The following is a 21,589-nucleotide window of genomic DNA, read 5'->3' as shown; positions in this document are numbered from 1 at the left end:
GGCGCAATCCGCTTCCGGAAAGGTGGTAAAACGGCGTCAGAATAGCTGGAGTCACCTTTAAAGACAAAAATAATTGAAGGATGTCACGTAAAGTTGTGTAGTTATAAATATTTTTTAATTTTTACAGAATTAGTTGAGGTGAGCCATGGCGAATGAATCTGGCAGTACCAATTGGTTTCGGATGTTTCAGCGCGGCCAACACTATATGAAGACCTGGCCGGCTGATAAGCGCCTGGCACCCATGTTCCCGGAAAACCGTGTTTCTTCAGCAACGCGTTTTGCTATTCGCTTTATGCCCCCTTTGGCGATTTTTACGCTGACCTGGCAGATCGCGATGGGCGGTCAGTTAGGCCCGGCCGTGGCGACCGCGCTGTTTGCCTGTAGCCTGCCGATGCAGGGTTTATGGTGGCTGGGGAAGCGTTCAGTGACGCCGCTGCCGCCGACGCTGCTTAACTGGTTTCATGAAGTTCGTGCCCGGCTGGAAGAAGCGGGGCAGGCGACTGCGCCAGTAGAAGGCAAGCCGACCTATCAGGCGCTGGCCGATCTGTTAAAGCGGGCGTTCAAACAACTCGACCGCACTTTCCTCGACGATCTCTGACCCATCCCGGGCTGGCGGTAAAATATTTACCGCTAACCTGCGGCCAAATCAAAGAATGGTGATACGGCGATTTCCGTGTCGCTAACGCTGTGCAATCATTTCTCCATTGTCGATTAACTGAGCGGTCTCTGACCGGGAGTAAATGATGGAAATGACCCATGCGCAGCGTTTGATTCTCACTAATCAGTACAAAATGATGGCCATGCTTGAGCCGGAAAATGCTGAACGTTTTCGCCGTTACCAGACCATCATCGAACGCGGTTATGCGCTGCAGATGCGGGAGCTGGACAAAGAGTTTGGCGAACTCAGCGAAGCGATCTGCCGGACGGTAATCGACATTATGGAAATGCATCACGCTCTCCACGTCTCCTGGTCGAACCTTAAAGAGAAAGGTGAGCTTGAAGAGCGCCGTCTGGCCTTTCTGGGCTTCGATGCGGCAACGGAAGCGCGACTGCTGGGTTACGTCCGTTTTATGGTCAATACAGAAGGGCGTTATACCCACTTCGATTCCGGCACCCATGGTTTTAATGCGCAGACCCCGATGTGGGAAAAGTATCAACGGATGTTAGCTTTGTGGCAGACTTGTCCGCGCCAGTACCATTTAAGTGCAAACGAAATTGCGCAAGTGATTAATGCCTGATGAGGAGGAGCGCGTGACCTACAGAGGTTTTCTATTTGATTTAGACGGCACGCTGGTGGATTCACTGCCAGCGGTTGAACGAGCCTGGAGCCAGTGGGGTGCCCGTCATGGCATCGCGGCTGATGAAATCCTGGATTTCATTCATGGCAAACAGGCGATTACCTCTCTGCGTCATTTCATGGCAGGCCAGTCGGAAGAGGCTATTCAGGCGGAGTTTGTCGCGCTGGAGCAGGCTGAAGCGGCGGACACCGACGGTGTGCAGGCGCTGCCAGGGGCCAACGCGTTGCTGAACCGGCTGAACGAACTGCAGATTCCCTGGGCGATTGTCACTTCCGGTTCGGTGCCGGTGGCACATGCACGTCATAAAGCCGCAGGATTACCGAAGCCCGCCGTGTTTATTACCGCTGAACAGGTGGCTAAAGGCAAACCGGAACCCGATCCCTACCTGCTTGGCGCGGAGAAGCTGGAATTAGCGGCGACATCGTGCGTGGTTGCAGAAGATGCACCTGCCGGCATCTTATCCGGCCTGAATGCTGGCTGTGCGGTGATTGCCATCAATGCGCCGGCGGAGACACCCCGACTGGATGAGGTGGCGCTTCAGCTCGACTCACTGGCGTCACTGGTGATAACCCGCGAGTCTGACGGTAGCTTTACCTTCAGTCAGCAGGTTTAAGGGCTGGCCCGGCGGCCAGACCGCCGGGCTTAGAGTGGCGTATCCTGCGAGATTTCATCCAGTGACAGGCTGAAGCTCGGAATAAACACCTCAACGAAGTAATCCATCTCCGGTGAACGCCGAAGTGCCAGCGTCTTTTCCAGCCGCGCTTTGGCCAGTAAAAATTCATTGTTCCCGGCAGACAACTCCTCAAGACATTTTACATATGCACAGAGCGCATCCGCCTGTTTCAGAACCGCCTGCTCCTCTTCGCTGTGCAGATGCTCATCGATCAGCGGGCGATAGATCGCCTGAAACTCTTCAGGCAGCATCTCAATAAGCTTCTGCTGAGCAATCTTCTCGATTTTCTTATATTCGTGGGCGATCTGCGCGTTGTAATACTTTACCGGAGTCGGTAAATCGCCGGTGAGCACTTCGCTGGCATCGTGGTAAAGCGCCAGCATGGCAATGTGATCGGCATTAAGTGAGCCGTTGAATTTGAGGTTTTTGATCACGGCCAGGGCATGCGCCACCATGGCGACCTGCAGGCTGTGTTCGGAGACATTTTCGGTGCGCACATTGCGCATCAGCGGCCAGCGATTGATCAGCTTAAGACGGGAGAGATGAGCAAAGAAGTGGCTTTGTGTCATGAGCGTTCCTGTTGGCTGGCGGGGGAGAGACAGACTCTGGCTCTCCCCAAATAGCGTCAGTATACGCGGGCCTGATTATTGACGATAGCCTTGCAGGAAGCGGCCAAATTTATTGATCGCCATCTCAAGATCATCCACACGAGGCAGCGTAACAATGCGCAGGTGATCGGGCCACGGCCAGTTAAAGGCACTGCCCTGAACCAGCAATACCTTCTCCTGTAACAGAAAATCCAGCACCATCTTCTGATCGTCGAAAATGTTGAATTTTTTGGCATCGATTTTCGGGAACATATAAAGCGCGCCCTGTGGCTTCACACAGCTGACGCCTGGGATGTCATTAATCAGCTCCCAGGCGCGCTGCCGCTGCTCGTAGAGACGACCACCCGGCATGATAAATTCGCTAATGCTCTGGTAACCGCCCAGCGCCGTCTGAATCGCATGCTGCGCTGGTACGTTGGCACACAGGCGCATCGAGGCGAGCATCTCCAGCCCTTCTATATAGCCTTTAGCATGTTTCTTCGGCCCGTTCAGTACCATCCAGCCCTGACGGAAACCGGCAACGCGATAGGTTTTAGAAAGGCCATTAAAGGTGACAGTGAGCAGATCGGGTGCCAGCGCTGCGATGCAGTGATGCTGTGCATCGTCATAGAGGATCTTGTCATAGATCTCGTCGGCAAAAATAATCAGGTTATGCTGACGCGCAATTTCAACCACCTCTAACAGCAGCTCTTTGCTGTAGACCGCACCAGTGGGGTTATTCGGGTTGATGATCACGATGCCGCGGGTACGAGGCGTTATCTTGCTGCGGATATCATCAAGGTCAGGGAACCAGCCTGCTGATTCGTCACAGAGATAGTGCACCGCTTTACCGCTGGAGAGGGAAACCGCAGCCGTCCATAACGGATAGTCGGGGGCCGGCACCAGCATTTCGTCGCCGCTGTTCAGTAACGCCTGCATCGCCTGCACGATGAGCTCTGAAACACCGTTGCCAATGTAGATATCTTCTACGGTGACATCGCGCATGTCGCGCGCCTGGTAGTGCTGCATGATCGCTTTACGGGCGGAATAGAGACCCTTGGAGTCACAATAGCCCTGAGAGCTGGGAAGGTTACGAATAACATCGACCAGTATCTCATCCGGTGCTTCAAAACCAAACGGCGCCGGATTGCCGATGTTCAGCTTCAGAACTTTGTTACCTTCTTCTTCGAGGCGTTTAGCCTCTTTCAGTACCGGGCCACGGATGTCATAGCAGACGTTATCGAGTTTTCCGGATTTATCAATTTGAAAAGTCATTGTTACCGCCTTAATGGGCAGAATCCTTTTGGCTGCCACAGAAATCCAACCAGCACAATGTACTCTCCTGTCAGTCACAAAAGAAGGGTGCCGCCCCGTTTTGGCGGGTTCAACAACTTTTTGCCCAGTGCGCAGCGTAAAAAATATTCGTTGCCGAGTAAACTGGTTAATTAAACTATAAATTAGCATTAATGCAGGGTTTTAACTTGTCCAAAGCGCTGCTGAACCGACATATGGCTTTAACATCATGAACGCTATCTGGAAGTTATTGAAATGGAACTTTTCTTTGCACCTGAAATATACACTTAGAGAAATAGTTAAAGGATATTTTATAAATGTTCAAATTATGGACGATTTTAGAACGTGCCTAAAGATTACGCCTTAACGCTGCTTAAGAGTGGCGCGTTTAAGGCCTTGTGTTCGCCGGAAAAGTGCCAAAAGCAGAGCTTCATATGGCACCTTTATTGCAGGATTGTGAGCCGTACTTAACACTTCCTCACTAAATTTCAGAACGCTGAAGGCTTAAAAAGTGATCAATAATGTGGCATAAGGGTCTGGAAATGCCTTTAGCACAAAATTTACAGCGCTTTTCACAAAATCATTTCCATTTTGAAGTCAAAAATGATTAAGTATAATTTATTATTTAGTGCACTTTGCCGCTTCGCTTTGATAGCCCGTAAAGTGCGCTTTCTATCCCGCATGATTCTTTCTGGTGGGAATAAGACAACTACGCAGCTTCCTGCATTTGCGCACCCAGCGCCATCGGTTCAGAAGTTGTATCTGTCTTGAATAGCACTATGACCCTTCAGAGGAGTCAACAGTGCAGGATCCACATAAACTTTTTTTGTGTCAGTCTTCACACAGGACTGTCATTGAGCACCATTACTGCTTATCACTTTGATAAGCTTGTGATAACACCAGGGTAGTAGTTCGTAAAAATCTTATAAGTGAAGAAAAAACATGACTAATGCAAATCGTCCGATACTGAATCTCGACCTCGATCTGCTGAGAACCTTCGTTGCCGTTGCGGATTTGAATACCTTTGCAGCAGCCGCTGCAGCGGTCTGCAGAACCCAGTCAGCAGTCAGTCAGCAGATGCAGCGTCTGGAACAATTGGTAGGTAAAGAGCTGTTTGCCAGACATGGACGTAATAAGCTTCTGACAGAGCACGGTATCCAGCTTTTAGGCTATGCGAGAAAAATTCTTCGTTTTAACGACGAAGCCTGCACGTCTCTGATGTACAGCAACATTCAGGGCGTGCTGACCATTGGTGCCTCTGATGACACCTCTGACACTATTCTGCCGTTCCTGCTAAACCGGGTGACCTCGGTTTATCCGAAACTGGCAATCGATGTGCGGGTTAAACGTAATCCGTTTATGATGGAAATGCTCAATCAGGGTGAAGTGGACCTGGTTGTGACCACTTCCAGCCCGGGCAATTTTACCTATCAGGTACTGCGTACTTCACCTACCTTGTGGTACTGCGCAGCGGATTATATCTTCCAGCGTGGCGAAGCCATTCCATTGGTGTTGCTGGATGAGCCAAGTCCTTATCGTGATATGGCTATTGATCATCTCAACGAAGCGGGTATCCCGTGGCGTATCTCTTATGTCGCTTCCACACTGGCTGCAGTGCGCGCAGCGGTGAAAGCGGGATTGGGTGTGACGGCACGTCCGGTCGAGATGATGAGCCCGGAACTGCGTGTTATGGGTGCAGCTGAAGGACTGCCGGTACTGCCGGATACGCAATATCTGCTGTGCCGTAATCCAGACAGCGATAATGAACTGGCGCTGGCTATCTTCAATGCCATGCAGTCCACCAATGATCCTTATAACCTGAGCAATAATCCCGACGGTTCACTGTTGCTGGATGACGAAGAGTAATTTCGCTAACGTGTTGTACTCAATACCCGCGTGATTGCCTTAATAAACGCTTATAAATAAGCCTCTCCTTCCCTGAAAAGAACGAGAGGCTTTTTTGTGCCTGACCCTCGTCCGACGTCCCTAACTGATTCATCTGCCTCTCCTGACCCGACTAAAAAAGTTTCACCTACTGTTTAATTGAAATTTCAAGACCAAAAAACCGAACACTTTGTTCCGAATCACCGTTTCAGATGGAGAAAATTAACGCATAAAGGGCAAAAGTGTGTTCTGGATCAAAAAAATAGCCCTGGAAAGGGGAGGGAAAAATCAGTGATACCTGTCAAAATATGTTTGTTAAATGAACGATCCATGCATGTGAATACCCGCTACACTAAAATTAACCCTACAGACTGAAGCGATTTAGCTGGAAAGCGGGGCATCATTTGTTAATAATATGATGCAGGTGTGAAATAATGTTTGGATACTTTTGTCAAAGTTGACAAAAGGTTATAGAAAGGAGTAAAAAACCCCATAAAATAGCTGCTTATTACGTAATAACAGCGACATTTGAAAGGTTTTTATCCTTCCCTTGAATCGATGTGGTCAGTTTGCTGCGGGAAACGCGTGCAGGATGCCAGCGCCACTTTTGATGAGTAAGCAATGAGTATGTCAACTACCACCGAAATCATCGCTCAGCACTGGGCGTTTATCGTATTTATCGTTATTGCCTTTGGCCTGTGTGCTTTCATGCTGACCGGAGGATGGCTGCTTGGCGGCAGAGCGCGCGCCCGCTACAAAGACACGCCATTCGAATCGGGCATTGAATCCGTTGGTGATACCCATATCCGCCTGTCGGCGAAATTTTATCTGGTTGCGATGTTTTTCGTCATCTTCGACGTCGAAGCCCTCTTTTTATACGCATGGGCGACTTCAATCCGTGAAAGCGGTTGGATCGGCTTTGTGGAAGCCGCAATTTTCATTTTGGTGCTCCTGGCGGGTCTGGTCTATCTGGTACGCATTGGCGCACTGGACTGGGCTCCAGCTCGCCGTCGCGTGGTGGTCAAAACCACTACGGTCAGCCACACCAATCCTCATAAGCAGTAAAAGAGAGGCAATAAGATGGACTATACGCTCACCCGCATAGACCCGAACGGTGGTGAGAACGACCGTTATCCTCTGCAAAAGCAGGAAATCGTCAGCGATCCGCTGGAGCAGCACGTTCATCGCAGCGTTTATATGGGCAAACTCGAAAATGCCCTGCATGACATGGTGAACTGGGGGCGTAAAAACTCCCTCTGGCCTTATAACTTTGGCCTGTCCTGTTGTTACGTTGAGATGACAACGTCATTCACCGCGGTCCACGACGTGGCACGTTTTGGCGCCGAAGTTATGCGCGCTTCGCCACGTCAGGCCGATTTCATGGTCATTGCCGGTACGCCGTTCACCAAAATGGCCCCGGTTATTCAGCGTTTGTACGATCAGATGCTGGAACCAAAATGGGTGATTTCCATGGGTGCCTGCGCCAACTCTGGCGGCATGTATGACATCTATTCCGTGGTGCAGGGTGTCGATAAATTCCTGCCGGTTGATGTTTACATTCCTGGCTGTCCGCCACGTCCTGAAGCGTATATGCAGGCACTGCTGCTGTTGCAGGAGTCGATCGGCAAAGAGCGCCGTCCGCTCTCATGGGTGGTTGGCGATCAGGGCGTTTATCGCGCCAACATGCCATCTGAGCGTGAAAGAAAACGCGGCGAGCGCATTGCAGTCACAAACCTGCGCAGCCCGGACGAAGTTTAAAACCGTATGGATGGAAAACAGCGCCTGCAGCAGAACATCACAATTTAATGCATGGCCCCATCCTGACGCCTTCATTTGAGTGCCTGAGACCAGGCCGGAATGGTGAGTAACGTATGACAGATTTGACCACGCAAGATCTCGCTCAGCCTTCATGGCAAACCCGTGATCACCTTGATGACCCGGTGATCGGCGAGTTGCGTAACCGTTTTGGGCCGGATGCCTTCACTGTTCAGCCAACCCGTACCGGTATTCCGGTGGTGTGGGTGAGGCGTGAACAGATACTGGAAATTATCGAGTTCCTGCGTAAATTACCCAAGCCTTACGTCATGCTGTATGACCTGCATGGCGTGGATGAGCGTTTACGTACCCACCGTGCAGGCCTGCCTGCGGCGGATTTTTCCGTTTTCTACCACCTGCTGTCGATTGAACGCAACCGCGACATCATGCTCAAGGTGGCACTCTCTGAAAACGATATGCATCTGCCGACCATCACCCGACTTTTCCCGAATGCCAACTGGTATGAGCGTGAAACCTGGGAGATGTTTGGTATCACCTTTGATGGTCACCCGCATCTGACGCGCATCATGATGCCTTCGACCTGGGAAGGCCATCCGCTGCGTAAAGATTACCCGGCGCGCGCCACCGAATTCGATCCGTTTACGCTGACCAAACAGAAAGAAGATCTGGAGATGGAAGCGCTGACCTTTAAGCCTGAAGACTGGGGCATGAAGCGCAGCACCACCAACGAAGACTTCATGTTCCTGAACCTCGGGCCTAACCACCCGTCGGCGCACGGGGCATTCCGCATCATTCTGCAGCTGGATGGTGAAGAGATTGTCGACTGCGTGCCTGACATCGGCTATCACCATCGTGGTGCCGAAAAGATGGGCGAGCGTCAGTCGTGGCACAGTTACATTCCTTACACTGACCGCATCGAGTACCTCGGCGGCTGCGTAAACGAAATGCCGTACGTACTGGCGGTGGAGAAACTGGCCGGTATCGTGGTGCCCGATCGCGTTAATGTGATCCGCGTGATGCTCTCTGAGCTGTTCCGCATCAACAGCCACCTGCTCTATATCTCCACCTTTATTCAGGACGTCGGGGCCATGACGCCGGTGTTCTTTGCCTTTACCGACCGTCAGAAAATCTATGACGTGGTTGAGGCGATTACCGGTTTCCGTATGCACCCGGCGTGGTTCCGTATTGGTGGCGTCGCGCATGACCTGCCGCGAGGCTGGGAACGTCTGCTGCGTGACTTCCTCGACTGGATGCCAAAACGTCTTAAAGAGTATGACAAAGCGGCACTGCGCAACAGCGTACTGATTGGCCGTTCCAAAGGCGTTGCTGCTTACAACATGGAAGAGGCGCTGGCGTGGGGCACTACCGGTGCTGGTCTGCGTGCTACCGGTCTCGACTTTGACGTACGTAAATGGCGTCCCTACTCCGGCTACGAAAACTTCGATTTTGAAATCCCGGTCGGCGACGGCATCAGCGATGCTTACAGCCGCGTTATGCTGAAAATGGAAGAGATGTGGCAGTCGCTGCGTATTCTTGAGCAGTGCCTCAACAACATGCCAGAGGGTCCGTTCAAAGCGGATCATCCGCTGACCACGCCGCCACCGAAAGAGCGCACGCTGCAGCACATTGAAACGCTGATCACGCACTTCCTGCAGGTTTCGTGGGGGCCGGTGATGCCAGCCAATGAGTCGTTCCAGATGATTGAAGCGACGAAAGGGATCAACAGCTACTACCTGACCAGCGATGGCAGCACCATGAGCTACCGCACCCGCGTGCGCACGCCGAGCTTCCCGCATCTGCAGCAGATTCCTTCAGTAATCCGTGGCAGCCTGGTATCCGACCTGATCGTATATCTGGGTAGTATCGATTTTGTTATGTCAGACGTGGACCGCTAATTATGCACGATCAACACATTGCCATTAAAACGATCGACCCTAACGAGGTCTTCGTGCTGAGCGCGGAAGAGCATCACGCCATTGAGCACGAAAAACACCACTACGAAGATGCGCGTGCAGCCTCGATTGAAGCGCTGAAGATCGTGCAGAAACAGCGTGGATGGGTGCCGGATGGCGCCATCAATGCGATTGCCGAGGTACTGGGTATCCCGGCGAGTGATGTTGAAGGTGTGGCGACATTTTACAGCCAGATCTTCCGTCAGCCGGTTGGCCGTCATGTGATCCGTTACTGTGACAGCGTGGTCTGTCATATCACCGGTTATCAGGGCATCCAGTCAGCACTGGAACAGCAACTGAATATCAAACCGGGTCAGACCACTGCCGATGGCCGCTTTACACTGCTGCCAACCTGCTGTCTGGGTAACTGCGATAAGGGGCCAACGATGATGGTGGATGAAGACACGCATGTGCATCTGACGCCGGAAGGCATCCCTGGTTTGCTGGAGCAGTATCAATGACAATTAAACAGATCATTCGCACTGCAGAAACCCATCCGCTGACCTGGCGGATGCGTGACGACAAGCAACCTGTCTGGCTTGACGAATATCGCAGTAAAAACGGCTATGCCGGTGCGGAAAAAGCACTGAAAAGCATGTCGCAGGATGAAATCGTTGCGGCAGTCAAAGATTCAGGCCTGAAAGGGCGCGGCGGTGCGGGTTTCTCCACCGGGCTGAAGTGGAGCCTGATGCCGAAAGACGAGTCGATGAACATCCGTTACCTGCTGTGTAACGCCGATGAGATGGAGCCGGGCACCTATAAAGACCGCCTGCTGATGGAGCAGATGCCTCACCAGCTGGTGGAAGGAATGCTGATCAGCGCCTTTGCGCTGAAGGCTTACCGTGGCTATATCTTCTTACGTGGCGAATACATTGAAGCCGCGGTGCATCTGCGTCGTGCGATTGCTGAAGCGACGGAAGCGGGCTATATCGGTAAAAATATTCTCGGTACCGGCTTTGACTTTGAGTTGATTGTCCACACCGGCGCAGGTCGTTATATCTGCGGCGAAGAGACGGCACTGATTAACTCACTGGAAGGCCGTCGTGCTAATCCGCGTTCGAAACCGCCATTCCCGGCGAGTGCGGGCGCGTGGGGCAAACCGACCTGCGTGAACAACGTGGAAACCCTCTCCAACGTTCCGGCGATTCTGGCCAACGGCGTGGAGTGGTACAAAAACATCTCTAAAAGCGAAGATGCCGGTACCAAAATGATGGGCTTCTCCGGACGGGTTAAAAATCCCGGCGTCTGGGAGCTGCCATTTGGTATCACCGCACGTGAAATCCTTGAAGATTATGCGGGCGGTATGCGTGACGGACTGAAGTTCAAAGCCTGGCAGCCCGGCGGGGCGGGGACTGACTTCCTGACCGACCAGCACCTGGATCTGCCCATGGAATTTGCCAGCATCGGCAAAGCGGGCAGTCGTCTGGGTACGGCGCTGGCGATGGCGGTCGATCACGAGATCAACATGGTCTCGCTGGTGCGTAACCTGGAAGAGTTCTTTGCCCGTGAGTCGTGCGGCTGGTGTACACCGTGTCGCGATGGCCTGCCATGGAGCGTAAAAATTCTGCGTGCGCTGGAGCAGAAGCAGGGTCAGCCAGGCGATATCGAAACCTTACTGCAACTCTGCCGTCAGCTTGGCCCGGGTAAAACCTTCTGTGCGCATGCGCCGGGTGCGGTTGAGCCACTGCAGAGTGCGATTAAATATTTCCGTGAAGAGTTTGAAGCCGGCATGGCACCGCAGGTGTTTGGCAATACCCGCGCCATTGGCGGGATCCAGCCAAACCTGCTGAAAGCGCGCTGGTAATTCGCCGAAGAACACGGAACAGGCCTGGTGCCGCCGCCCCGACAATGTCGTGCGTCGGGGCAAGAATATGATTAACGCTCGTCTCTGACGAGCCTTACGGAAGCATGTCACTATGGCTACAATTCATGTAGACGGTAAAGAGTATAATGTGAACGGAGCGGACAACCTGCTACAGGCATGTCTCTCTCTGGGCCTTGATATTCCTTACTTTTGCTGGCATCCGGCGCTGGGAAGCGTTGGGGCCTGCCGCCAGTGTGCGGTAAAGCAATTCCAGAATGCCGAAGATACCCGCGGCCGTCTTGTCATGTCCTGCATGACGCCGGCCTCTGACGGCACATTCATCTCCATCGATGATGGCGAAGCAAAAGAGTTCCGCGAAAGCGTGGTGGAGTGGCTGATGACCAACCACCCGCACGACTGTCCGGTGTGTGAAGAGGGCGGTAACTGTCACCTGCAGGATATGACAGTAATGACCGGCCACAGCTTCCGCCGCTATCGCTTCACCAAACGTACCCACCGTAATCAGGATCTCGGCCCGTTCATCTCCCATGAGATGAACCGCTGTATTGCCTGTTACCGCTGCGTGCGTTACTACAAAGATTATGCCGATGGCAAGGATCTGGGTGTCTATGGCGCACACGACAACGTCTACTTCGGACGCCCGGAAGATGGCACGCTGGAGAGCGAATTCTCCGGTAACCTGGTTGAAATCTGCCCGACCGGCGTCTTCACCGATAAAACGCACTCCGAACGCTATAACCGTAAATGGGATATGCAGTTTGCGCCGAGCATCTGCCAGCAGTGCAGTGTGGGCTGTAACACCAGCCCGGGTGAGCGTTATGGTGAATTACGCCGTATCGAAAACCGTTATAACGGCACCGTAAACCACTATTTCCTGTGCGATCGTGGCCGCTTTGGCTATGGCTACGTGAACCGCAAAGATCGCCCACGCCAGCCGATGCTGCTGCGCGGCAACGACTGGGTGACGCTGAACGCAGAGCAGGCGGTCAATGCCGGTGCAGATTTGCTGCGTCAGGCGAAAAAAGTGATCGGTATCGGCTCGCCGCGCGCCAGCATTGAAAGTAACTTCGCGCTGCGTGAACTGGTCGGTGCAGAGAACTTCTCTACCGGCATGCCAGCGGGTGAGCAGGCCCGGCTTGAACTGATGCTGAAAATCCTGCGTGAGGGCGGTATCTATACGCCATCGCTGCGTGAAATTGAAAGCTACGATGCGGTGCTGGTGCTGGGCGAAGATCTGACCCAGGTTGGCGCACGCGTGGCGCTGTCAGTGCGTCAGGCCGTAAAAGGCAAAGCGCGCGATATGGCTGCCGCTCAGAAAGTGGCAGACTGGCAGATCGCCGCGATCCTGAACATCGGTCAGAATGCGAAACATCCGCTGTTTATCACCAACGTCGATGAAACCCGTCTGGATGATATCGCGGCATGGAGCTATCGCGCACCGGTTGAAGATCAGGCGCGTCTCGGTTTCGCTATCGCCAGTGCGCTGGATGAAACCGCCCCGGCGGTGACCGATTTCGACAGCAAACTGAACGGCAAGATGGATGTCATCGTGCAGGCGCTGGCCGGCGCGAAAAAACCGTTAATTATTTCCGGGACCCATTCCGGCAGCAGCGCGATGATCGAAGCGGCCGCCAACGTGGCCAAAGCGCTGAAAGCGCGCGGTGCCGACGTCGGGATTACGCTGCTGGCGGGACACGCCAACAGTGTGGGTCTTGGCCTGATGGGCGGTAATCCTCTGGAGAGCGCGCTGGAGCAGCTGAGCAACGGTGAAGCCGATGCGCTGGTGGTACTGGAAAATGACCTCTATCGCCATGCACCGAAAGCGCTGGTGGATGCGGCGCTGGCCCAGACCACTAACGTGATTGTGGTTGATCATCAGCGCACCGCGACGCTGGAGAAAGCGGGTCTGGTGTTATCAACCGCCAGCTTCGCCGAAAGTGATGGCACCTCGATCAACCATGAAGGCCGCGCACAGCGCTTCTTCCAGGTTTACGATCCTTCTTACTATGACAACAACGTTGTGATGCTGGAGAGCTGGCGCTGGCTGCATTCGCTGCACAGCACGCTGGAAAGCCGTCACGTCGACTGGACGCAGCTGGACCACGTGATCGATGCGGTGGTCAGTCATCTGCCACAGCTGGCCGGAATCAAGGATGCGGCACCGGATGCCAGCTTCCGTATTCGTGGACAGAAACTGTCGCGTTCACCGCACCGTGCCAGTGGCCGTACCGCGGCGCGCGCCAATATCAGCGTGCACGAACCGCGTCAGCCGCAGGATCAGGACACGATGTTCGCCTTCTCAATGGAAGGGAACAACCAGCCAGGCGCACCGCGTTCGCAGATTCCGTTTGCCTGGGCACCGGGCTGGAACTCACCGCAGGCGTGGAACAAGTTCCAGGTTGAAGTGGGCGGCAAACTGCGTAATGGCGATCCGGGTGTACGGCTGTTTGAAGCCAGCGCAGCCAGTCTGCCCTGGTTCAGCAACGTTCCGGCGGCATTCGTCAGTGAAGCGCAGTGGCGCGTGGCCCCTCTCTACCAGCTGTTTGGTAGCGAAGAGATGTCACAGCGTTCACCGGTCTTCCAGCAGCGTATGGCTCCACCTGCACTGGTGATTAACCCGGAAGATGCAGCGAAGCTGGGCGTCAATAATGGCGCGGCGGTTGAGTTCATCTGTGCCGGTGAGACAGTGCGTCTGCCGGTCCGTTTCTCGGCGTCACTGCAGGCGGGACAGATTGGTCTGCCGCTGGGCATGCCGGGCGTTCCGCCATTCCTGGCGAACGGTAAAATCGACACTCTGCAGGAGGCGGCGCAATGAGCTGGTTAACACCGGACGTTATCGACATTCTGCTGGCCATTGTTAAAGCCATCGTGATTCTGCTGGTGGTTGTGGCCTGCGGCGCGTTCATGAGCTTCGCCGAGCGTCGTCTGCTCGGCCTGTTCCAGAACCGTTATGGACCAAACCGCGTAGGCTGGGGCGGCTCGCTCCAGCTGGTAGCGGACATGATCAAAATGTTCTTTAAAGAGGACTGGGTCCCGCCGTTTACCGACCGCTTTATCTTTACCCTTGCGCCGGTTATCGCCTTTGTTTCACTGCTGCTGGCCTTTGCTATCGTACCGGTTTCGCCAACCTGGATGGTGACAGACCTGAATATCGGTCTGCTGTTCTTCCTGATGATGGCGGGCCTTGCGGTCTACGCGGTGCTGTTTGCCGGCTGGTCGAGTAATAACAAATACTCGCTGCTGGGTGCGATGCGCGCCTCGGCGCAGACCCTGAGCTACGAAGTGTTCCTGGGTCTGTCGCTCATGGGTGTGGTGGCGCAGGCGGGCTCCTTCAACATGAACGATATCGTCAACAGCCAGACGCACCTGTGGAACATCATTCCGCAGTTCTTCGGTTTCGTGACCTTCTGTATTGCTGGCGTGGCGGTGTGTCACCGTCATCCATTTGACCAGCCAGAAGCGGAGCAGGAACTGGCGGACGGTTATCACATCGAATATGCCGGTATGAAGTTCGGCCTGTTCTTTGTCGGCGAATATGTGGCGATTACCACCGTTTCAGCGCTGATTGTGACGCTGTTCTTTGGTGGCTGGCACGGCCCATTCCTGCCGCCGTTCATCTGGTTCGCCCTGAAAACGGCGTTCTTTATGATGATGTTCATCCTGATTCGTGCTGCGCTTCCGCGTCCACGCTACGACCAGGTGCTGTCATTCGGCTGGAAAGTGTGTCTGCCGTTGACGCTGTTGAACCTGCTGGCGACTGCCGCAGTGATTCTCTACACAGCGCCGTAAGGGGTTAACAAATGACTTTGAAAGATATTGTCACAGGCTTTGGCACGACAGTTCGCAGTATCTGGCTGATCGGGCTGCACGCCTTCGCCAAACGTGAAACTCAGATGTATCCGGAAGAGCCGGTTTATCTGCCACCGCGCTATCGTGGTCGTATCGTGTTAACCCGCGATCCGGATGGTCAGGAGCGTTGCGTCGCCTGTAACCTGTGTGCGGTTGCCTGCCCGGTTGGCTGTATCTCGCTGCAGAAAGCTGAAACCAAAGATGGCCGCTGGTACCCGGAGTTCTTCCGCATCAACTTCTCACGTTGCATCTTCTGCGGCATGTGTGAGGAAGCCTGTCCGACCACGGCGATTCAGCTGACCCCCGATTTCGAACTGGGTGAGTTTAAGCGTCAGGATCTGGTGTATGAGAAGGACGATCTGCTGATTTCGGGGCCGGGTAAATATCCGGAGTACAACTTCTACCGCATGGCAGGTATGGCGATTGACGGTAAAGATAAGGGCGAAGCGGAAAACGAAGCGAAGCCTATCGACGTCAAAGGCTTATTACCTTAAGGAGCAAGGCATGGAATTTGCGTTTTATCTTTGCGGACTGGTGGCGGTGCTGACGACGTTGCGCGTCATTACCCACACTAATCCGGTACATGCGTTGCTGTACCTGATCGTTTCGCTGTTATCGATCGCGGGCGTCTTCTTCTCTATGGGTGCCTATTTTGCCGGTGCGCTGGAGATCATCGTCTACGCCGGTGCCATTATGGTGCTGTTCGTCTTCGTGGTCATGATGCTGAACTTAGGCAAACAGACCGAGAAGCAGGAGCGTGAGTGGCTCAGCCCGTCACTATGGATTGGCCCGGGAATCGTCTCGTTGCTGCTGCTGGTCGTAATGGTCTACGCCATCCTGACCGCCAACGATCAGGGCATCGATGGCACCATCATCGACGCCAAAGCGGTCGGCATCAGCCTGTTTGGTCCTTACGTACTGGCGGTTGAACTGGCCTCAATGCTGCTGCTGGCGGGTCTGGTCGTGGCGTTCCATATCGGTCGTGAAGAGCGTCAGGGCGAAGTCCTGAGTAACCGTAATGCTGACGCCGCTCAGGTGAAAAAGGAGAACGCATGATCCCGTTACAACATGGATTGATTCTTGCTGCCGTGCTGTTTGTCCTTGGACTGACGTCGCTGGTAATACGCCGCAATCTGCTGTTTATGCTGATCGGCCTTGAAATCATGATCAACGCCGCCGCTTTAGCCCTGGTGGTTGCCGGGAGCTATTGGGGTCAGGCCGATGGACAGGTGATGTATATCCTGGCGATCAGCCTGGCGGCAGCGGAAGCCAGTATTGGTCTGGCACTGCTGCTTCAGCTCTATCGTCGTCGTCAGACGCTGAACATTGATACTGTGAGCGAGATGCGCGGATGAATCTTCTCTATTTAACTGTCTTGTTTCCGCTGATCGGCTTTCTGCTGTTAGCGTTTTCGCGCGGTCGCTGGTCAGAGAACCTGTCGGCCACGATTGGTATGGGATCGGTGGGTCTGGCGGCCCTGACCACGGCTATGGTCGGTTTTGACTTCTTCGCCAACGGCCAGCAAGCCTACACGCAGGCGCTCTGGACCTGGATGCATGTCGGCAACTTCGACATGAAGGTGAACCTGACGCTGGATGGCCTGTCGCTGACCATGCTGTCTGTCGTGACCGGTGTCGGTTTCTTCATTCACATGTTCGCCTCCTGGTATATGCGCGGAGAAGAGGGCTACTCCCGCTTCTTCGCCTACACCAATCTGTTTATCGCCAGCATGGTTGTTCTGGTGCTGGCCGATAACCTGATGCTGATGTATCTGGGCTGGGAAGGGGTAGGGCTCTGCTCTTATCTGCTGATCGGTTTCTACTACAGCAATCCGGAAAACGGCAAAGCGGCGATGAAAGCATTCATCATCACCCGTGTGGGCGACGTCTTCCTGGCATTCGGCCTGTTCATCCTCTACAACGAGCTGGGCACGCTGAACTTCCGCGAGATGATGGAGCTGGCTCCTGCGCACTTTGCCGCAGATAACCATATGCTGCAGTGGGCAACGCTGATGCTGTTGGGTGGCGCGGTCGGTAAATCGGCACAGCTGCCGTTACAGACCTGGCTGGCAGATGCGATGGCCGGTCCGACACCAGTTTCGGCACTGATCCACGCCGCGACCATGGTGACAGCAGGTGTCTACCTGATTGCCCGTAGCCACGGTCTCTTCCTGCTGACGCCGGAAGTGCTGCATCTGGTCGGGATTATCGGGGCGATTACTCTGGTGCTGGCAGGCTTTGCCGCGCTGGTACAGACCGATATTAAACGTGTTCTCGCTTACTCCACCATGAGCCAGATTGGTTACATGTTCCTGGCGCTGGGTGTTCAGGCGTGGGATGCGGCGATTTTCCATCTGATGACGCACGCCTTCTTTAAAGCGTTGCTGTTCCTCTCTTCGGGTTCAGTGATTCTGGCCTGCCATCACGAGCAGAACATTTTCAAAATGGGCGGCCTGCGTAAGAGCATTCCGCTGGTCTACACCTGCTTCCTGGTGGGCGGCGCGGCGCTGGCGGCACTGCCGCTGATTACGGCGGGCTTCTACAGTAAAGATGAGATCCTGTTTGGCGCACTGGCTAACGGTCACATCAACCTGATGGTTGCGGGTCTGGTGGGGGCGTTCCTGACCTCTATCTATACCTTCCGCATGATCTTCATCGTGTTCCACGGCGAAGAGAAAATTCATGCGCACGCCGGTAAGGGTATTACCCATCATCTGCCGCTGATTGTGCTGCTGCTGCTCTCCACCTTTATTGGTGCGCTGATCACGCCGCCGCTGGCAGGTGTACTGCCAGCCAATGAATTCGGTGAAGCGGGCAAAGTGGGACTTGAAATCACCTCGGGCGTCGTAGCGATTGTCGGCATTCTGATCGCTGCCGCGCTGTGGCTGGGCAAACGTGAGCTGGTTACCCGTATCGCAAACAGTGCACCAGGCCGTTTCTTCGGCACCTGGTGGTTTGCGGCCTGGGGCTTCGACTGGCTCTACGATAAAGTGTTCGTCAAACCTTATCTGGGTATTGCGTGGCTGCTGAAGCGCGACCCACTGAATGGCCTGATGAACCTGCCCGCGCTGCTGTCACGTATTGCCAACAAGGGCCTGGTAGTCAGTGAGAATGGCTACCTGCGCTGGTACGTTGCGTCAATGAGCGTGGGCGCCGTGCTGGTGCTGGCTCTGCTGCTGGTGATTTAAAGATTGATGAGCGGGGCAGGTTAGCTAATCTGCCCATTGAGAATGTCAAAAATTGTCCTGAGCAAGGGCGTTATCGTCGCGGCCAGTTTGGTTACCGCCAGCGCACAGCAACCGGAGCATACCGAGGTATGTGAGGATTGCGAGCACTGCCGGGAGCCAAAATGGCAAGTAAGATAGCCCGAACTAAGACAAAGAAAAGGGAAGTGTGCCGTGTTATTACCTTGGCTAATTATCATACCCTTCGTCGGTGGTCTGATCTGCTGGCTCACTGAGCGCCTCGGCGCGAAGGTGCCACGCTGGATCGCACTGATCACTATGGGGCTGACGTTGGCGCTTTCACTGCAACTCTGGTTGCAGGGAGGCTATTCACTGACGCAGGCAGCGGGTATTCCGCAGTGGCAGTCAAGTTTCTCCGTTCCGTGGATCCCACGCTTCGGTATCAGCTTCCATTTAGCCATTGATGGCCTGTCGCTGCTGATGGTGGTGCTGACCGGCCTGCTCGGTCTGATGGCGGTGCTCTGTTCCTGGAATGAGATTTCAAAGTATCAGGGCTTCTTCCACCTGAACCTGATGTGGATCCTGGGCGGCGTGATCGGTGTGTTCCTCTCCATCGACCTGTTCCTGTTCTTCTTCTTCTGGGAAATGATGCTGGTGCCGATGTACTTCCTCATCGCGCTTTGGGGTCATAAAGCATCGGACGGCAAAACCCGTATTTCCGCCGCGACCAAATTCTTCATCTACACCCAGGCTTCAGGTCTGGTAATGCTGATTGCGATTCTGGGCCTGGTGTTTGTTCACTACAACGCGACTGGCGTCTGGACATTCAACTACGAACAGCTGCTGCAGACGCCAATGTCGAGCGGTGTTGAATATCTGCTGATGCTGGGCTTCTTTATCGCCTTTGCGGTGAAGATGCCGGTGGTACCGTTGCACGGCTGGCTGCCGGATGCGCACAGTCAGGCGCCAACTGCCGGTTCTGTCGACCTGGCGGGTATCCTGCTGAAAACCGCAGCTTACGGTTTACTGCGTTTCAGTCTGCCGCTGTTTCCGAATGCGTCAGCTGAGTTTGCGCCGATTGCCATGTGGTTAGGCATCATCGGTATCTTCTACGGTGCGTGGATGGCCTTCTCGCAGACCGATATCAAACGTCTGATTGCTTACACCTCGATTTCGCACATGGGCTTTGTGCTGATTGCCATCTACACCGGCAGCCAGCTGGCGCTGCAGGGCGCGGTGATTCAGATGATTGCGCACGGTCTCTCCGCTGCAGCACTCTTCATTCTGTGTGGCCAGCTGTATGAGCGTCTGCATACTCGCGATATGCGTCAGATGGGTGGCCTGTGGTCGCGCATTAAATGGATACCGGGTCTGTCGCTGTTCTTTGCTGTTGCCAACCTCGGTATGCCAGGCACCGGTAACTTCGTCGGCGAATTTATGATTCTGACCGGCAGCTTCCAGGTGGTGCCGATGATTATCATCATCGCGACCTTTGGTCTGGTGTTCGCCTCGATTTACTCGCTGGTGATGATGCAGCGCGCTTACTACGGCGAAGCGAAATCGAAAGATCCGCTGCCAGGCATGTCACCGCGTGAGTTCATGACTATCGGGGTTCTGGTGGTGCTGCTGGTGCTGCTGGGCGTCTATCCACAGCCGATTCTGGATACTTCGCACGCTGCCATGAGCAATATTCAGCAGTGGTTTACCGCTTCAATTTCAACTACAAGGCCGTAATTCGCCATGACAATAACTCCTCACCAATTGATTGCGTTGCTACCGCTGTTAATCGTCGGATTGACGGTGGTGGTTGTGATGCTGTCCATTGCCTGGCGACGCAACCACTTCGTTAACGCCACGCTAACGGTAGTTGGCCTGAACCTGGCGCTGCTCTCGCTCTACTTTGTCGGTCAGGTCGGAGCGATGGATGTCACGCCGCTGCTGCGCGTCGATGGCTATTCGATGTTCTATACCGCGCTGGTCATGCTGGCGAGTCTGGCGACCTGTACCTTTGCCTATCCATGGCTGGCAGGCTTCCCGGACAACAAAGATGAGTTTTACCTGCTGGTGCTGATTGCGGCACTCGGTGGCATCGTGCTGGCCAGTGCTAATCATCTGGCCTCGCTGTTCATCGGTATTGAACTACTGTCGCTGCCGCTGTTTGGTCTGATTGGTTACGCCTTCCGCCAGAAACGTTCGCTTGAAGCCGCACTGAAGTACACCATTCTTTCAGCGGCGGCCTCGTCGTTCCTGCTGTTTGGTATTGCGCTGATTTACGCCGACTCCGGTAACCTGAGCTTTGTGGCGCTGGGCCAGAGCCTGACTGACAGCATGATCCACGAGCCACTGCTGCTGGTGGGTCTGGGTATGATGATCATCGGTCTGGGCTTTAAGCTCTCACTGGTTCCGTTCCACCTCTGGACCCCCGATGTTTATCAGGGTGCGCCTGCGCCGGTTTCAACCTTCCTGGCCACCGCCAGCAAGATTGCAATCTTCGGTGTCATCATGCGTCTGTTTATGTATGCGCCGGTGACCGACAGCGAAGCGGTGCGCACAGTGCTGGCCATGATCGCCTTTGTGTCGATTCTGTTCGGTAACCTGATGGCGATTTCGCAGAGCAACATCAAGCGTCTGCTGGGTTACTCCTCTATCGCCCACCTCGGTTATCTGCTGGTGGCGCTGATTGCGGTTAAAGATCATCAGCTGTCGCTGGAAACCTCTGGCGTATACCTGGCCGGTTATCTGTTCAGCAGCCTGGGCGCGTTTGGCGTGGTGAGTCTGATGTCCAGCCCGTATCGTGGCCCGGATGCTGACTCGCTCTACTCCTATCGCGGTCTGTTCTGGCATCGTCCTATTCTGTCAGCGGTGATGACGGTGATGATGCTGTCACTGGCGGGTATCCCGATGACGCTGGGCTTTATCGGTAAATTCTACGTTATCGCTTCAGGCGTCAGTGCGCACCTGTGGTGGCTGACCGGTGCTGTAGTCGCGGGTAGTGCGATTGGCCTCTACTACTATCTGCGCGTGACGGTGAGTCTCTACCTCAGCCCGCCGGAACTGCATACCCGTGATACTCCGGCTAACTGGGCATTTACGGCCGGTGGTGTGGTGGTACTGATCTCTGCCATTCTGGTGCTGCTGTTAGGGGTTTACCCGCAGCCGCTGATCAGACTGGTGCAGATGGCTCAACCGCTGATGTAAGCGCGTGCTGCGACTGACGAATCAGGCCTCCGGGCCTGATTTTTTTGCCTGTAAAAGGGTGTCACCAGCA

At 54.3% G+C, this 21,589-nt stretch carries 19 protein-coding genes; 17 read left to right on the top strand and 2 right to left on the bottom strand.

Annotated features, from left to right (window positions below; all coding sequences use genetic code 11):
* Positions 1-145: 145 nt before the first annotated feature.
* The 3 genes from yfbV (at position 146) to FOV68_RS05120 (ending at position 1,911) form a co-directional block, all read left to right on the top strand.
* Positions 146-598: a terminus macrodomain insulation protein YfbV gene (yfbV, locus tag FOV68_RS05130; RefSeq protein ID WP_031590606.1), complete on the top strand. Its 453-nt coding sequence runs from the start codon at positions 146-148 to the stop codon at positions 596-598.
* Between the two features lie 145 nt (positions 599-743).
* On the top strand, positions 744-1,238 hold the full coding sequence (locus tag FOV68_RS05125) for a YfbU family protein (protein ID WP_010671451.1): 495 nt from the start codon (positions 744-746) through the stop codon (positions 1,236-1,238).
* Positions 1,239-1,251: 13 nt separating this feature from the next.
* Positions 1,252-1,911: a sugar phosphatase gene (locus FOV68_RS05120; RefSeq protein WP_031590607.1), complete on the top strand. Its 660-nt coding sequence runs from the start codon at positions 1,252-1,254 to the stop codon at positions 1,909-1,911.
* Between the two features lie 29 nt (positions 1,912-1,940).
* On the opposite strand, the gene yfbR is transcribed toward FOV68_RS05120, so the two are convergent.
* Positions 1,941-2,540, bottom strand: coding sequence for a 5'-deoxynucleotidase (gene yfbR / locus FOV68_RS05115; RefSeq protein WP_010671453.1), 600 nt, complete (start codon positions 2,538-2,540; stop codon positions 1,941-1,943).
* 75 nt (positions 2,541-2,615) lie between these two features.
* On the bottom strand, positions 2,616-3,833 hold the full coding sequence (locus tag FOV68_RS05110; protein ID WP_010258051.1) for a pyridoxal phosphate-dependent aminotransferase: 1,218 nt from the start codon (positions 3,831-3,833) through the stop codon (positions 2,616-2,618).
* A gap of 960 nt (positions 3,834-4,793) precedes the next feature.
* Between FOV68_RS05110 and lrhA the strand changes: the two genes are divergently transcribed.
* From lrhA to nuoN, 14 genes are all read left to right on the top strand, one after another.
* Positions 4,794-5,717 carry a transcriptional regulator LrhA gene (gene lrhA / locus FOV68_RS05105; protein WP_010258055.1) on the top strand — a complete coding sequence of 308 codons (924 nt, stop codon included), beginning with the start codon at positions 4,794-4,796 and terminating at the stop codon, positions 5,715-5,717.
* A gap of 639 nt (positions 5,718-6,356) precedes the next feature.
* Positions 6,357-6,800 (top strand): NADH-quinone oxidoreductase subunit A, encoded by a 444-nt coding sequence (locus tag FOV68_RS05100; RefSeq protein WP_010258058.1) that lies wholly within the window; start codon positions 6,357-6,359, stop codon positions 6,798-6,800.
* A gap of 15 nt (positions 6,801-6,815) precedes the next feature.
* Complete coding sequence (locus FOV68_RS05095; protein ID WP_003854245.1) at positions 6,816-7,493, top strand: NADH-quinone oxidoreductase subunit B family protein; 678 nt, start codon at positions 6,816-6,818, stop codon at positions 7,491-7,493.
* 113 nt (positions 7,494-7,606) lie between these two features.
* A complete protein-coding gene (nuoC, locus tag FOV68_RS05090) occupies positions 7,607-9,406 on the top strand; it encodes an NADH-quinone oxidoreductase subunit C/D (RefSeq protein WP_134160867.1) in 1,800 nt (599 codons plus the stop codon).
* Positions 9,407-9,408: 2 nt separating this feature from the next.
* Positions 9,409-9,924: an NADH-quinone oxidoreductase subunit NuoE gene (gene nuoE / locus FOV68_RS05085; RefSeq protein WP_010258066.1), complete on the top strand. Its 516-nt coding sequence runs from the start codon at positions 9,409-9,411 to the stop codon at positions 9,922-9,924.
* 2 nt (positions 9,925-9,926) lie between these two features.
* Complete coding sequence (nuoF, locus tag FOV68_RS05080) at positions 9,927-11,267, top strand: NADH-quinone oxidoreductase subunit NuoF (protein ID WP_029519446.1); 1,341 nt, start codon at positions 9,927-9,929, stop codon at positions 11,265-11,267.
* Positions 11,268-11,379: 112 nt separating this feature from the next.
* Entirely contained in the window at positions 11,380-14,103 is a 2,724-nt protein-coding gene (nuoG, locus tag FOV68_RS05075) for an NADH-quinone oxidoreductase subunit NuoG (protein WP_143990426.1), read from the top strand.
* On the top strand, positions 14,100-15,077 hold the full coding sequence (gene nuoH / locus FOV68_RS05070) for an NADH-quinone oxidoreductase subunit NuoH (RefSeq protein WP_003854240.1): 978 nt from the start codon (positions 14,100-14,102) through the stop codon (positions 15,075-15,077). Before nuoG ends, nuoH begins: the two co-directional genes overlap by 4 nt.
* Positions 15,078-15,088: 11 nt before the next feature.
* Positions 15,089-15,631: an NADH-quinone oxidoreductase subunit NuoI gene (gene nuoI / locus FOV68_RS05065; protein ID WP_031590610.1), complete on the top strand. Its 543-nt coding sequence runs from the start codon at positions 15,089-15,091 to the stop codon at positions 15,629-15,631.
* 10 nt (positions 15,632-15,641) lie between these two features.
* On the top strand, positions 15,642-16,193 hold the full coding sequence (gene nuoJ / locus FOV68_RS05060) for an NADH-quinone oxidoreductase subunit J (protein ID WP_010258075.1): 552 nt from the start codon (positions 15,642-15,644) through the stop codon (positions 16,191-16,193).
* A complete protein-coding gene (nuoK, locus tag FOV68_RS05055) occupies positions 16,190-16,492 on the top strand; it encodes an NADH-quinone oxidoreductase subunit NuoK (protein WP_003854236.1) in 303 nt (100 codons plus the stop codon). Before nuoJ ends, nuoK begins: the two co-directional genes overlap by 4 nt.
* Positions 16,489-18,324 carry an NADH-quinone oxidoreductase subunit L gene (gene nuoL, locus FOV68_RS05050; protein ID WP_010258078.1) on the top strand — a complete coding sequence of 612 codons (1,836 nt, stop codon included), beginning with the start codon at positions 16,489-16,491 and terminating at the stop codon, positions 18,322-18,324. Before nuoK ends, nuoL begins: the two co-directional genes overlap by 4 nt.
* Positions 18,325-18,534: 210 nt before the next feature.
* The gene (nuoM, locus tag FOV68_RS05045) at positions 18,535-20,055 is read left to right on the top strand and encodes an NADH-quinone oxidoreductase subunit M (RefSeq protein ID WP_010258081.1); all 1,521 of its coding nucleotides are present in this window, start codon (positions 18,535-18,537) and stop codon (positions 20,053-20,055) included.
* Positions 20,056-20,061: 6 nt separating this feature from the next.
* Positions 20,062-21,519: an NADH-quinone oxidoreductase subunit NuoN gene (gene nuoN / locus FOV68_RS05040; protein ID WP_010258083.1), complete on the top strand. Its 1,458-nt coding sequence runs from the start codon at positions 20,062-20,064 to the stop codon at positions 21,517-21,519.
* Positions 21,520-21,589: the final 70 nt, after the last annotated feature.

Origin of the sequence: Pantoea sp. paga (assembly GCF_007558755.1) — a bacterium.
In the GTDB taxonomy this organism is placed as follows: domain Bacteria; phylum Pseudomonadota; class Gammaproteobacteria; order Enterobacterales; family Enterobacteriaceae; genus Pantoea; species Pantoea agglomerans.
Note: the sequence above shows the minus strand (reverse complement) of the source record. Positions and strands in the feature narration are given on the sequence as shown.